Genomic DNA, 14,337 nt, shown 5'->3' on the forward strand with positions numbered 1-14,337 from the left:
TCCTCCTCATTATGGGCGCAAGACAATGTAGCGTCCATGACTAATTAGGTTATTCATTGTGTGCAAAACAAGAATAGTCGAGGCCAGCGGGTAGAGGTCATCATGTCCTGGCAGCTCAAGCCGCTTCTTCAGTTCAATGCTGAGGTAAGGGTACATTTTGAAGACATGACAGAGATCCGCTGGCTGGAAGCGTTCGTTGCGGTTGCCGAAGAACTCCACTTCGGCCGTGCTGCGCAGCGGCTGCACACTTCGCAGTCGCCGCTGAGCCAGACGATCAGGAAGCTTGAGGGGGATCTGGGAAAGCGTCTCTTCGAGCGCAACACCCGGAGTGTGGCACTTACGCCGGCGGGGTATGCCCTCCTGCCGCGCGCATACCGTGTACTTCAGGAGATGCGCCTGGCGCGCGAGGCGGCCCAGGCCGAGGTTGAGGGAATCCGGGGCAACATCAGAATCGGATTCTCCGGTGCCGTGAACCACCTGACCCTCCCGCCACTGACCCGTGCCGTGCGCCGGCGTCACCCTGACATCAAGATGGATCTAACCAGCCGCGTGCGCACGGCGGACGGCTTGGCCAGTGTCGCGAACGGAACGCTGGACCTTGCCTTCGTGGGCCTTCCGGAAACTCCGGTCCCCAGGGTGATGACCCGACTGGTCGCAAGCGAGGAAATTGGCGCAGTGCTGCCGTTGGATCATCCGCTGGCGCAGGAAAGATCCATACCGTTGCAGGCTCTGGCGGGCGATGACTTCATCTCCCCGCCGCTGGACGGATCGTCCTCCATGACCGAAGTGATGCTCGCGTCCTGTATGGCGGCCCGGTTCCGCCCGCGCATTGTCCAGGAGTTATCGGACCCCTACATGGTGCTGACCTTCGTGGCCGCCGGTGTGGGGGTAACCCTTATGAGCAGCGGCATAGCCGGGATTATCCCTTCCGGTGCAATTTATGTGGCCTTGGAGCACCCGCAGCACTTCATGAATCACGCCATCGCGTGGTCCGAGGAAAATGACTCCTCAGTGCTCGCAGCTGTGCTCGCTGTCGTCGAGGAGATCTTTCCCGAGATCCCCAACTAACCCCGCCTCATATAGTCGAATCACAGCATAGTGCTAGATCATTTTAGTCGTGGACTAACTAAGTGATGGCAGCCACACTGGATGGAGAAGCCGCATAGCGCGGCAAACCGTTTCACACTCAGCCCGCCCCAAGGGCGCCCGAGACGGTCCCGTTACCTGAAGGGAACACCATGTCAGTGCCGACATTGGCGCCAGCACGACCCAAGAATAATGCGAAGATCGCAGCCGTTTCGGGATTTGTGGGCAGCGCACTTGAGTACTACGACTTTTTCATCTTCGGCTCCGCCGCAGCGCTGATATTCGGAAAGCTGTTCTTCGCCCCTGGTCCTTCGGCGATGCTGTTGTCCTTCGCAACAGTCGGCGTCGCCTATATCGCCCGTCCGCTCGGGGCTGTGATCTGCGGACACCTCGGTGATAAATTCGGCCGCAAGAAGGTCCTGCTGATCACCCTGCTGCTGATGGGCACCTCAACATTCCTCATTGGCTGCCTGCCCACGTACACCGACATAGGAATGGCAGCACCGATCCTCATCGTGGCTCTCCGGCTCCTTCAGGGACTCTCCGCCGGCGGCGAATCACCGGGGTCCAGCTCCCTCACCCTCGAGCACGCACCTGAGAGGAAGCGCGCCTTCTACACGAGTTGGACGATGAGCGGCATCATGTTCGGCATCGTGCTCTCCACGCTGGTGTTCATTCCCGTGGCGTCCATGCCCGAAGACCAGCTGTTCGCCTGGGGATGGCGTATCCCGTTCCTGGCCAGCGCTGTAGTGACCGTGATCGCGTTTGTGCTCCGTCGCCTCCTCGAAGAACCGGCAGTCTTCGCGGAAGTCAAAGAGCACCATGAAGTGGTTAAAGTCCCGATCCTCAGCCTGTTCCGGCACCACTGGGTCACCGTCCTCCGTGTCACCGCCATGTCGCTGTTCACCATCATCAACACCATCATCAACGTCTTTGCGCTGTCCTACGCCACCTCAGTGGTCGGCGTGGAGAAGGGGCTGATGCTGACAGTGATCGCGGTTGCCAACCTCGCCGCCGTGGCGATGGGCCCGCTGGCCGGCATGCTGTCAGACCGGATCGGCCGCAAACCCGTCTTCGTCACCGGGCTCGCGCTCCAGATCGGCATGATCTACGTGTTCTTCACGGCCCTCTCCGCTGACAATATCGCCCTGATCTTCATTACTGGCATCCTGCTGATCGGGCTCGCCTACACCGCCACCAACTCGATCTACCCGGCCTACTTCCCGGAGCAGTTCCCGGTAAAGGTCCGCTACTCCGGCATGGCCATCAGTCTCATGTTGGGCCTGCTCCTGGCAGGATTCGCCCCGGTCATTTCCGAGCTGCTGATCGGTGGCGACAAAGCCAACTGGGTTCCGGTTGCAACATTCGCCGCCGTAGCGTGCACCATCTCCGCCGTGGCCGCTCTGCTGGCACCCGAGACCTTCAAGACTCCGACGGCCCTGCTGGGACTGAAGAAATCCGACCCACGCCGCAACGCGGCGTCGCCCACTTCCGCTCCTGTCGACGCCGACGCCACCACGGCAAAGGCCCAGGCATGAGCCAGCAGACCATGCCTGGCACCTGGGCGTTCCGGCCGGGAGAAGCCGACATTAGCCACCGGTTTGTAGTTGGTTTGCTCGGTTCCGGCATCACTGCGTCCCTTACCCCGAGCCTGCACGAAGCCGAAGCCGACAGGCTGGGCATTGCCTACACGTACCGTGTCATCGATCTGGATATCATCGCGCAACCTGCCGAAAGGTCCGCGGCGCTGGTGCGGCATGCAGCGGACCTCGGGTTCGACGGCCTGAACGTCACCCACCCGAGCAAGCAACTGGTGCAGGACGGCCTGGACGAGCTTTCCTCCGAAGCCCGGATCCTCGGCGCCGTCAACACCATCACCTTTCACGACGGCAGGGCTGTGGGCCACAACACGGACCACACGGGTTTCACCGGCGGCCTCCGGGCTGGCCTCCCGTCGGCCGCGACTGAGTCCGTGGTGCAGATCGGGGCCGGGGGAGCCGGCGCTGCGGTCGCGTTCGGGCTGCTCAGCACCGGGACCCGGCACCTGGTCATCGCCGACATCGAACCGGCCCGGGCCGAGACCCTGGCCGCCCGGCTGGCCCCGCACTTTCCGGGCAGCCAGCTCTCCGTGGCCCGGACGGATGCTGTCGCCGGAAGCATCCGGGACGCCGACGGGTTGGTGAACTCCACACCGATCGGCATGACAGGCCACCCCGGCACCCCCGTGGATACCGATCTAATCCACTCCGGGCTGTGGGTAGCGGACGTGATCTACCGACCCCTCGAAACCGAACTGCTCAAGGCAGCCCGCGGCAAGGGCTGTGCCGTCCTCGACGGCGGACGCATGGTGGTGGGTCAGGCCGCCGCCGCCTTCGAACTTTTCACAGGAATCCCCGCCGACGCCGAGCACATGCTCGCCACGTTCCGACAGGCGGTCAACTAGCTATGGAGTCCCAAGCGCCAGGCACCATCGCCGACTCCCGCTGCCTGGTCGTGGGAGCAGCAAGCGGCATCGGGCTTGCGACGGCGGCACGCCTCAGAGCGTCCGGCGCCACGGTGGTCGGAGGGGACCTGCCCTCGTCCACCTGGCCCAGCGAATCAGGCACCCTATCACTCACCCTGGACGTCACCGACCCGGCATCGGTGGCTGCGGCCGTTTCTGCAGCGGCACGGGAGATGGGAGGGCTCGATGCAGTGGTGAACTGCGCCGGCATCCTAGGCCCCGTGGCCCCCGCAGCCGCCACATCGGTCGAAGACTTCGAACGCATCATGAAGATCAACCTGACAGGGGCGTTCATTGTCTCGCAAGCCGTCCTGCCGGGGATGGCCGAGACAGGGTACGGACGGCTGCTCCATATCTTCTCGACGGCGGGCAAGGAAGGTGTGGTCAATATGCCCGCCTACTCTGCGAGCAAGGCAGGGATCCTGGGCTTGGTCAAGTCACTCGCCAAGGAGTTCGCCACCTCCGGCGTCACCGTCAATGCCCTCGCCCCGGGCAATGTAGTGACCCCGCTTTTCGCTGAAGTGCCGAAAGAACAGCAGGCGGCCCAGGCCGCCAAGATCCCGATGGGCCGGTTCGGGACGCCCGCCGAAGCGGCCGCCCTCATCGAATTCATCGTTTCACCGGCGGCCTCCTACACCACGGGCTCCGTCTTCGATCTGTCCGGCGGCCGGGCTACCTACTAGGCCCCCGCACCAGCATTTGCCGGACTGCACGAAACTTTCCTACCAGCACTAGAAAGATGGCACCTGTTGATGATCACCCCATCACCTGTCACCTCCCGCCCCCTTCGCATCGGAATCGCAGGGTGCGGGGCAATCTCCCGCAACCACCTGGAGGCGTTCCGCGCCCTTGACGACGCGGTCATCGTGGGAGTCTGCGACATCGACCTCCAGCGCGCCCAGGACACCGCGGACGCCTGGGAAATCCCGGCAGCAGTCAACACGGTCCAGGAACTCCTGAACCTGGACCTGGACATCGTCTCGGTCTGCACCCCGCACCCCACCCACGAGGATGTGGTGCTGCAGGCCGCTGCTGCAGGAGTCCACGTACTCTGCGAAAAGCCCATCGCCACTGACCTGGCGTCCGCAGAGCACATGGTTACAGCCTGCGCCGACGCCGGCGTGAAACTGGGCGTCCTCTTCCAGCGCCGGTTCTGGCCGGCCGCCCAGCGGATCCGCGCCGCGATCGAGGACGGCACCCTGGGCCGTCCCATCATGGGCCAGTGCTCGGTGATGCTTCACCGCGACCCGGAGTACTATTCCCGCGACGCCTGGCGCGGCACCTGGGCCAGCGACGGAGGCGGGGTCCTCATGACCCAGGCCATCCACTACATCGACCTGCTGCAGTGGTTCATGGGAGACGTGGCCGAAGTCTACGGAAAGATCAGCACCTACAAACACGGCGAGCATATCGAAGTGGAAGATTCAGCGACGGCCATCATCACGTTCACCTCCGGGGCCATGGCCACGCTGGAAGCATCGACAGCGGTGTCCCCGAGCCTGGGCGTACAGATTCGGGTTACGGGGGAGAGCGGCGCATCGGGCTCTCTTACCGAGTTCCCTGAAGGCAGTGATGGACGCGTGGACCTGTGGGCCGTGTCCGGGTCAATCAGCACCGAGCCTGTGCACCCCGAGGGAGTTGACCCCAACGTCAGCCTCGCAACGATTAACAGCCAACTCGTCCCGCACCACACCGCCCAAGTCCGTGATTTTGTCCAGACCCTCAGGGACGGCAACGATCCGGCGGTCACAGGCCAGGACGCGACGAAGGCCCTGCGGATACTACTGGCGGTTTACGAATCATCCCGGTCCGGTCTGCCGGTCCGCTTCGACCAGTCATCTGAACGTACCGCTTCCCCCGCCCACGTCTCGGGCTGAGGGAGATTTATGGAGAACAACAAACATCACGCCGCCCGCCCTCAGACAACCCAACGGATCGCCGCCCTGTTGGCCTCGGACTCTACGGACAACAGGAAATTCGGCTTGAACGGAGCACAACGATGACACCCAACCAGCCCCGGCTCGTTGGCCTTGCCCAACTCTCACTGCTTACCACCGCCCCGCCGAACCTCGTCGGCATAGCCGCCCAGGCGGGCTTTGATTTCATCGGCGTCCGGGTCCGCCCCGTGACGCCCTCGGAACGGCCCTATAACCTGCAGCCGGGGTCACAGATGCTGAAGGAGACCTTGGCGCGGATGCAGGACACCGGGATCACGGTACGGGACATCGAATTCCTGCTGCTGGATGGCAGCGACCAGCGGGACGCCTGGCTGCGCATGATGGAAGCCGGCCAGGCCCTGGGCGCGAACTCCCTCACTGTTGCAGGAGCGGATCCGGACAGCGCCCGGCTGCTCAACACCTTAACGAACATGACCGAGGATGGCCGCAACTTCGGTATCACCCCTACCCTGGAAGCCATCTCCTATCAGCCCGTCGCGTCCCTCGCCCAAGCGGCGAAAATCGCCAGCGACGCCGGCTGCCAAATCGTCGTGGACGCGCTGCATTTCAACCGCTTCATCGGTGCTCGCGGCGCAGGACAGTGGAGCGAGCTTCGCGCCCACGCAGACATAGTGCCACTGCTTCAACTGTGCGACGGCCCGGCCGGCCGGCCAACCAGCCGCGAGGCGCTCGTCCTCGAATCCCGATCGGAGCGGGAGGTTCCCGGCGAGGGCGGGTTCGAGCTTGCGGAGGTGGTGGCCTCCCTTCCGGACGGTCTTCCGGTAAGTGCGGAAACACCGTCGGACCGACGCGTCGCTGAACTCGGTGAGCTCGGATGGGCACGGCGGCTCAAGTCCGGCGTTGACGCCGTGCTGGCAGATGCCGACACCCTGCGGAAATTACGGGCGCTCACCCCCGCGGGCACGAAATGAGCGCGACCACCGAGGAGAGAACGACGGCGGAACTGATGCCAGGTGTCCAAATCCCGCTCATCGGCCTGGGAACCTGGCCCATGATGGGTGAGAATGCAGCCGCCGCCGTCTCCCAGGCGATCACGAATGGTTACCGGCACATCGATACTGCCGAAAACTACGCCAACGAGACGGCGGTAGGAGAGGGAATCCGCCGCAGCGGAATTGAACGCAGGCAACTGTTCCTCGCCACTAAGTTCAACACCCAGTGGCACAGCAGGTCCCGCGTCCGCGAAGCGTTCGACAACTCGACCAGGCGGCTCGGCGTGGATTACCTTGACCTGTTCCTGGTGCACTGGCCCAACCCGGCGCAAGGACAATTCGTGGAAGCCTGCGAGGGGCTACAACAGTTGATGGAGGACGGGTGCATCCGGGCATGGGGTGTTTCCAACTTCAAGCCAGCACATCTTCAGCGAGTGCAGGCTGCCGGGATACCGGTCCCCCTGAACCAAATACAGGTCGACCCCGAACACGGCCAACCAGAACAACTTGCTTATCACCGCGAGCATGGGATCCTGACCGCCGCATATAGCCCACTGGGCCGCAACGGCGGCTTCCTCTCCCACCCAGCCATTACCGGCCCAGCCACGGACCTTGGCAAAACCCCGGCCCAGATCGTCCTGCGCTGGCATATCCAGCACGGCCGCGCCGCCATCCCCAAGTCGGCGAACAAACAACGCCAGCGTGAAAACCTGGACGTCTTCAACTTCGCCTTGACGCAGCCGCAGATCACTGCAATTAACGCGCTCGAGACCGGGACGCCACCCCGTCTGGACTCCGACACCTACTTCCACTGAGAAAGCTCTCTGACATGACTTCACCCTCGCAAACTCCTTCTAAACTCACGGATGTGGACTGTGACGTCCTCGTGATCGGTTCCGGTGCCGGCGGACTGTCCGCCGCCGTTACCGCCGCGTACCACGGACTGAACGTTGTGGTTGTCGAAAAGGCCGACGTCTGCGGCGGTGCCACCTCCTGGTCCGGCGGCTGGGTCTGGGCCCCCGGCAACCCCCTCGCGAAAGCCGACGGCGTCGAAGAAGACCGCGAACTTTTCCGCACCTACCTGCGCCACCGCCTTGGCCGGCACTACCAGGAAGACCGGGTGGACGCGTTTCTTGAGGCAGTTCCACACATGGTCGGCTTCTTCCATGACAAAACCAGCCTCCAGTTCGTGCCCGGAACCAAGATCAAGGACATCTACGGAGACACCCCTGGCGCAGGAACCGGGCACCGCTCCGTAGGGCCCAAGCCGATCAACGCGCGCCGAATCAAACCCGGGCTCCGAGCCAAAATGCGCCACCAGCTCTACGAAACCTCATTCCTGGGCATGGGCATCATGGCAGGGCCGGACCTTACCAAGTTTCTGTCCGCCTCCCAAGGTGACATTCGGGGCATCATCCACGCCGGGTGGCGGGTCGGACTCCACCTCCTGGACCTCCTCACCCACCGGCGAAACATGCAGCTGGTCAACGGCACCGCGCTCACCGGCCGACTGCTCAAATCAGCAGACGACCTGGCAGTGGATATCCGCGTCTCCACCCCGGCCAGACACCTGCTCACCGATGACGCAGGAAAGGTAACCGGCGCGGTCGTAAATTCTCCGGAAGGCGACCTCCAGATCAATGCATCCCGCGGCGTCGTCCTGGCCGCCGGCGGCTTCCCCAACGACATCTCCCGCCGCAGGGACCTGTTCCCCAAAAGCCCAACCGGCTGGGAGCACTGGACGCTCGCACCAAAGCAAACCACGGGGGACGGCATCACTATGGCCCAGGAAGTGGGTGCCCGCTTTGAGACCGATGTGGCGTCCCCTGCCGCCTGGTGCCCCGTCTCATTGGTACCGTATTGGAACGGACGCACGGGAACGTTCCCGCACATCATGGACCGGGCCAAGCCCGGCAGCATAGGGGTCCGCACGAACGGCAAGAGGTTCGTCAACGAAGCCAACGGCTACTATGATTACGTACAAGGCCTTCTGGCTGCCACTCCTGAGGGAGAACCCGTGGAGGCGTGGCAAATCGCCGACGCCGCGTTCGTCCGCAAGTTCCCGCTCGGCATGGCCAAGCCACTGCCCGTGCCGCTCTTCCCATACCTGCGCTCCGGGTACCTCAAGAAGGGCAACACCCTTGAGGAATTGGCCGCAGCCTGTGGCATCGACCCTCAGGGACTAGCCGCCACTGTCGCCTCATTCAACGACAACGCCCGCAAAGGCATCGACCCCGACTTCAACCGCGGCGCCACCGAATTCAACAGGTACGGCGGCGACCCAAAGAACGCTCCTAATCCCTCATTACGTCCGTTGGAAAAGGGCCCCTTCTACGCAGTAAAGATTGTCCCCGGTTCCTTTGGGACGTTTGCCGGGCTTGCGTCCGACTCGCGGGCGCGCGTTCTAGACACTGACGGCCATCCTATTGAAGGCCTTTACGTGGCTGGCAATGACCAGGCCTCAGTCATGGGCGGGCACTACCCGGCCGGTGGCATCAACCTTGGCCCCGCCCTCACATTCGGCTTCATCGCCGGACGCGACCTCGCAAACGCAACCCACTACGAAGACGACGACTCAGCGGCTGTATTGCAGGTCCCATAAGCCGACCTCCACCTCGTCGAGCCCCCCGCAACCGGACCACAACTAGCACCGTGTTATCCAGAGCTGAAGTGGGAGCCGATCGGATAGCTCCTTGGCCAGCAGCAGTTGTGGATAACCTGGGAAGAATTGCCCACCGGCATTTGTCGGGTTGGGTGTGTCCTAATCTGCAAATCTAAGACGGGGCCGAGCTGGCTTTGTGGCAGTCCCATCCATGCGTGGCAGGTCGTTGGCGGTAACACCGTTCGTGAGCCGGTGGATCGCGGGAAGGTGCACCAGCTCTGCATCCATTGCCTTAGTTTTCCAGGGCCGCGACTGACGGGGAAAATCGCATAGGTGACGTGACAAAATACAGCGTGCCTGAGGGAGTCGTCCCGGCTGAGCTGGGGATGACACCAAGCTTAGATGTCTTCGAGCATGCGGGGTTGGTTGATCATCAGAAGCCCGGCGGTGAGAGCCAGCAGACAAGCGCAGAGCAGGGCGAACGATGCTGTCCAGCCGCCGCTGAGGTCGTGCAGGAGTCCGAACAGCAACGGACCGAGGCCGGCGAGGGAGTAGCCCACGCCTTGGGCAAATCCTGAGAGGGCGCCGGAGCCGGCTGTTGTTCGGGTGCGTTTATTGATCATCAGGAGGGCATAGGAGTAGGTGCCTTGGCCAAGTCCGAACACGACGACCCAAAAGGGTGAGCTGGTCGCGGGCGCCAGGAGGAGTCCCGCGTACCCGATGGCGAACAACAGGGTGCAGAACATGCCGATGGGGAACGGCTGTCGCATCCTGGCTACGAGCAAGGGCACGACAAGGCTGGTGGGGAGTCCAATGATGGCGTAGAGGGCGAGCATGGAGCCGGCTTCTCCCGGCGTGGAACCGCGGTCAACAAGAACGGCCGGAAGCCAGGTGAAGATAGCGAACGTGTTGCTGGAACACCCGGCGAAGATCAGGGCGAGTCCCCAACCGACAGGTGATCTCCACGGACGGATTTTGGGTCCGGGGACGGGCCGTGAATTTCGGGTCAGGCGTTCCATGGCCGGTCGTTCTGCCCTGTGACGTAGGAGCACGATGATCCAGGGCAGCGCGGCTGCAGCGCCGACGAGTGACCAGACGCCAACTGCCACCCGCCAGCCTGCTGCCTCTGAAATGGGAACCGCCAGCTGTGGGGCCACGGCTGTGCTGATCGCAAACAGCGTGACGTACAGGGCGGTGAGGAGCCCAATCCTGTCTGGGAAGTACTTTTTGATCAACGGCGGCAGCACGATGTTGCCCAGGCCCAGCCCGATCATGGTCAGCAGGGAAAGCAACAGGAAGACGGCAACGCTCGTTCCCAGGGCCCTGCCCAGCTGTCCGGCAACGGCCAGTAGTATCGCGGCCAACATCAAAGGCTCAAGCCGGGCGCGCCGTAGAAACTGGGGTGTCAGGAACCCCATCAGGGCGAATCCTGCCGTCGGGAGCATCCCGACCATGCCGATGGAAACTGCATCGAACGGCAGGTCCGTGGTTACAAGCGCGATGATGGGTGAAACTCCTGCCACGGCGAGCCTGGCACTTAATGCCATGAGAAGGATGCCGAGGAACACCATCCCTCGGCCTGCAGTCAGCGGACGCTTTCCCGCGCGCTGATTCCGGGCCTCTGCTCTGTGGCGTGGGGTGCTCGTGATTGCGATGATGTCATCCTCGGTATTTATTTGGGACGTCTTTCCCCTTGCCGCGAACTGCAAACTGGATGCCCGGGGCCGGGGAACCGGTTTTGTTCGGTTCCCCGGCTTGTACCGCTGTTGGTGCGGCTTGTTCCTAGGGGACGGGGTTGCCCAGTTCACGCAGGGGGGTCTCGGATGTTTCCTTGGCCCAGAGTGCGCCGGCCACGGCCAGCAGCGAGGATGCTGCCACGATCCAGGCTGCCGGGCCCCAGTTGGCCTTGGTTGCGCCGACAAGTGCGGTGCCCAGGAGTGGGGTGAAGCCCGCGCAGAGGATTCCGATCTGGAGGCCGATGGCCATGCCGGTGTAGCGGACCTTGACGTTGAACAGTTCCGAGAACCATGCCGGGTAGATGGCGTTCGAGGCCGAGTATGTTCCGGCGGTGATCAGCGTGCTGACGAGGAAGATCATGGGGACATTGGCCGTGGAAATCACGAAGAAGTAGACGAAGATCATGATGCCGGAGCCCACGACGCCGGTGATGAACACCTTGCGCCGGCCGAAGCTGTCCGAGAGACGTGCCAGGAGGGGCTGGGTGGCGATGGCGATGACGTTGCCCAGGATGCTGACCCAGAGCATTGTGGCCGCGTCCACACCGACCGAGACTGCATAGGCCAGGCCGAAGGACTGCATGAAGGTGTTGGTCACCGTTTCGAAGGACATCAGGGCGACCTGGAAAAACTGGGCCGGGTGTGTGCTGAACATTTTGGCGAAGGGAAGTTTAACAATTTCGCCCTTGTCGTGCTTTTCCTCGAAGACCTCGGGCTCCTCCAGTGAGCGCCGGACCATGTACGCAACGAAAAGAACGATGATGGAGAGCCAGAACGGGATCCTCCAGCCCCATGCGAGGCGGTCCGCTTCGTTCATCGCGGCCACCGGCAGGAAGGCCAGGGAAGCGAGCACGATGCCGAAGGAAATACCGCTCATAGCGAAGCTGGCAAAGAACCCTCGGCGGCCCACAGGAGCTTCCTCGGTGGTCAGGGCCGAGGCTCCGGCCGTTTCTGCCCCTGCTGAGAGGCCTTGCATGAGCCGGAGCAGCACCAGCAGAGCGGGTGCCCAGTAACCGGCGGTGGTGAAGTCCGGCAGGACACCGATCAGGAACGTCGCTGCCCCCATCATGACCAAGGTCAGGACCAGGGTGGACTTTCGGCCCATCTTGTCCCCAAGGTGGCCAAAGAGCACCGCCCCGAAGGGCCGGGCCACGTAGGCGACGCCGAAAGTGGCGAATGAGGCCAGCAGGGCGGTAGTGGGATCGCCAGCGGGGAAGAAGATCTTGGAGAAGATCAGCGACGCCGCGGTGGCGTAGATGAAGAAGTCGTAGTACTCCAGGGCGCCACCGAGAAAAGCGGCAAGAGCCGCCTTCTTGGCGCGTTTAAGCCGACGATCGTCCGCGGAAATCGTCGGGCCGGCTGCAAGGTTGGTCATCGGGATGGTCCTTCCACGCTGAAAGACGTGCTTTGAGAGGATAGGGGGACTAGCTTGCTGTGCGTATAGCGAACAGCTGTGCGATATGCGACTATGGATGAGCATACTCCCTCGTGAGCTGACTCACAATCGTTTCCCGAAAGGTCCCGTCATAATGGAAAGCCCCCCAATTGGTGCCCGACTGTTCCTTATCGGGTCCGACGCTTCGCATGCCATGTCCGCCAGTCTGTGGAATCCGGTTCTGCAGGAACTGGGAAGCACTTGGCGTTACGAGGCCTGGGACGTACCGGCCGGGGCGAGTATGTCCGGTGTGCGCGCGAGGTTGCTTGAGGGCGACGTTGTGGCGGCCAACATCACCATGCCTCACAAGCAGTGGGCGGCGCGGGCTGCGGATACAGTTTCTGAGCCGGTGCGCCTCAGCGGTGCGGCGAATCTGCTCATCAACCGGGGAAGCGAACTGGCCGGGTTTAATACCGACGTCGCCGCCGTCGCAGCACTTCTGGGCGACCGTCCCCAGCGCCACGCCGTCATGCTGGGGGCCGGGGGAGCGGCCCGTGCCGCCCTGGCCGCACTGCGTGGCAGCGTTATGCGTGTCACCGTCGCAGACCGTGATACCCGTGCGGCGACTGAACTTGCCGCCTGTGCTGTTGGGCTGGGCATGGCAGCCGAGGCGCTTCCCTGGGCTGAAGCCCAGAGCCAGGCGCGGAACGCCTCACTCATCGTCAATGCAACCCCCGTTGGCAAAGGACCGGACGACGGCCCAGTGTGGGGCGACGGCGCACTGGCGGAGGACGCCGCGGTGTACGACTTTGTCTACGCCGGGCATGTCACCGCATCAATTGCCGCCGCTCGAGAGCAGGGACTCACCTGTGTGGACGGGTGGGACCATTTACAGGCCCAGGCTGCTGCGATGGTGCCGCTGCTCGGCCTGGCATCCGAAGCATGCCTGCTCCTCACACAAACACTGGCGCAAATCAGAGCACGCCACTGACCTGCAAGGCCCCTCCCGGTGAAGTAGAAGATTCCGCCGTGGATATGATCAAGACAGGCCGCCTCGGGAGTGACGCGGCACATCACGTGCACTGGAGGAGGCAGAACGTCCATGGAGGACAGCCCTGAATACTACGTCAAGTCCGTCGAAAAAGCCTTCGATGTCCTCCGCGCTTTTGACCCCGAACATCCCCGGCTCACCGTTACTCAAGTCGCTGCGCGATCCGATATGACCCGGGCGTCGGCGCGTCGGTTCCTCCTGACGTTGACGGATTTGGGGTACCTCCGCACAGACGGTGCCCTGTTCGAACTGACTCCTCGCTCACTGGAAATCGCTAACTCCTACCTTGCCAACCTGGCCCTGCCCCGCGTCGCAGAACGACACCTCAAATCCCTGGCCGCCGACCTCAATGAAACGACAGCCCTCTGCATCCTTGATGGACAAGACATCGTCTACGTCGCCTGCGTGCCCTCGCCACGTCTTCTCAGCGTTTCGATCAGCGTCGGCACCCGGTTCCCAGCCTGGGCCACCTCCATGGGACGCATCCTGCTGGCAGCACTGCCGGAGACCGAACTGGAAAGCTACCTCGAAGGCGTCAACCTTGAACGCCTCACCCAGCAGACCATTGGTAGCCCCGAAAAACTTCGGGAGGAAATAGAACTCGCCCGCAGCAGGGGATGGGCGATGGTGTCCCAGGAACTGGAAGACGGACTGCGCGGCGTCGCAGTACCCGTCAGGAGCGGCAACAAAACCTTGGCCGCGGTAAACGTCTCGCTTCAAACCCACCGCGCACCGGCAGACACCATCGAAAAAACCGTTGTCCCACACCTACAAGACGCCGCCCGCCACATAGGCCAAGACTACGGCGGCCGCACCCCCTGACAGCACAGCAGAGCACAAGGCCGAGATCCGCACCGAGCCAGCGAAGAACGCATCATCACCTCCGCGTGACTATGTCAACTCCTTTTGGCCCCGTCCCACCGGGGCCACCCACGCCTGTCAGAGTGACCATGGGAGGCTCACCTGCCCATATCCCGGGCGGGGCGGACGCGCTCGGACAGGCAGAATCAGGTACAGCACGGGGTTGGACCGAATCAAAATGTCAATGGTCTCTGGCAAACGTTGCGGCAAATGCTCCAGGGGCGGTGGCGAGC

At 63.1% G+C, this 14,337-nt stretch carries 12 protein-coding genes; 10 read left to right on the top strand and 2 right to left on the bottom strand.

Features of this window, described 5'->3' with window-relative positions; translation table 11 throughout:
• Positions 1–102 precede the first annotated feature (102 nt).
• From OW521_RS17745 to OW521_RS17780, 8 genes are all read left to right on the top strand, one after another.
• Positions 103–1,068, top strand: a complete 966-nt coding sequence (locus OW521_RS17745) for a LysR family transcriptional regulator (RefSeq protein ID WP_268020898.1) — start codon at positions 103–105, stop codon at positions 1,066–1,068.
• A 170-nt stretch (positions 1,069–1,238) separates the two neighbouring features.
• Positions 1,239–2,624, top strand: a complete 1,386-nt coding sequence (locus tag OW521_RS17750) for an MFS transporter (RefSeq protein ID WP_268020899.1) — start codon at positions 1,239–1,241, stop codon at positions 2,622–2,624.
• Entirely contained in the window at positions 2,621–3,529 is a 909-nt protein-coding gene (locus OW521_RS17755) for a shikimate dehydrogenase (protein ID WP_268020900.1), read from the top strand. The genes OW521_RS17750 and OW521_RS17755 overlap by 4 nt, the downstream gene beginning before the upstream one ends.
• Positions 3,530–3,531: 2 nt before the next feature.
• Positions 3,532–4,272 carry an SDR family NAD(P)-dependent oxidoreductase gene (locus OW521_RS17760; protein WP_268020901.1) on the top strand — a complete coding sequence of 247 codons (741 nt, stop codon included), beginning with the start codon at positions 3,532–3,534 and terminating at the stop codon, positions 4,270–4,272.
• Positions 4,273–4,341: 69 nt separating this feature from the next.
• Positions 4,342–5,466 (top strand): Gfo/Idh/MocA family protein, encoded by a 1,125-nt coding sequence (locus OW521_RS17765; RefSeq protein ID WP_268020902.1) that lies wholly within the window; start codon positions 4,342–4,344, stop codon positions 5,464–5,466.
• A gap of 122 nt (positions 5,467–5,588) precedes the next feature.
• Entirely contained in the window at positions 5,589–6,458 is an 870-nt protein-coding gene (locus OW521_RS17770) for a TIM barrel protein (protein WP_268020903.1), read from the top strand.
• On the top strand, positions 6,455–7,294 hold the full coding sequence (locus OW521_RS17775; protein WP_268020904.1) for an aldo/keto reductase: 840 nt from the start codon (positions 6,455–6,457) through the stop codon (positions 7,292–7,294). The genes OW521_RS17770 and OW521_RS17775 overlap by 4 nt, the downstream gene beginning before the upstream one ends.
• A gap of 14 nt (positions 7,295–7,308) precedes the next feature.
• Positions 7,309–9,081 (top strand): FAD-dependent oxidoreductase, encoded by a 1,773-nt coding sequence (locus OW521_RS17780; protein ID WP_268020905.1) that lies wholly within the window; start codon positions 7,309–7,311, stop codon positions 9,079–9,081.
• Positions 9,082–9,479: 398 nt separating this feature from the next.
• Here the strand turns inward: OW521_RS17780 and OW521_RS17785 are convergent, their stop codons facing one another.
• Both OW521_RS17785 and OW521_RS17790 read right to left on the bottom strand, forming a co-directional pair.
• Positions 9,480–10,652: an MFS transporter gene (locus OW521_RS17785; RefSeq protein WP_268020906.1), complete on the bottom strand. Its 1,173-nt coding sequence runs from the start codon at positions 10,650–10,652 to the stop codon at positions 9,480–9,482.
• Positions 10,653–10,863: 211 nt separating this feature from the next.
• A complete protein-coding gene (locus OW521_RS17790) occupies positions 10,864–12,192 on the bottom strand; it encodes an MFS transporter (RefSeq protein WP_268020907.1) in 1,329 nt (442 codons plus the stop codon).
• Positions 12,193–12,346: 154 nt separating this feature from the next.
• On the opposite strand from OW521_RS17790, the gene OW521_RS17795 reads away from it, so the two are divergent.
• Together OW521_RS17795 and OW521_RS17800 are read left to right on the top strand one after the other, a co-directional pair.
• On the top strand, positions 12,347–13,183 hold the full coding sequence (locus OW521_RS17795; RefSeq protein WP_268020908.1) for a shikimate dehydrogenase family protein: 837 nt from the start codon (positions 12,347–12,349) through the stop codon (positions 13,181–13,183).
• A gap of 111 nt (positions 13,184–13,294) precedes the next feature.
• A complete protein-coding gene (locus OW521_RS17800; protein ID WP_268020909.1) occupies positions 13,295–14,065 on the top strand; it encodes an IclR family transcriptional regulator domain-containing protein in 771 nt (256 codons plus the stop codon).
• Positions 14,066–14,337 lie beyond the last annotated feature (272 nt).

It is taken from the genome of Arthrobacter sp. MMS18-M83 (assembly GCF_026683955.1).
GTDB lineage: Bacteria > Actinomycetota > Actinomycetes > Actinomycetales > Micrococcaceae > Arthrobacter.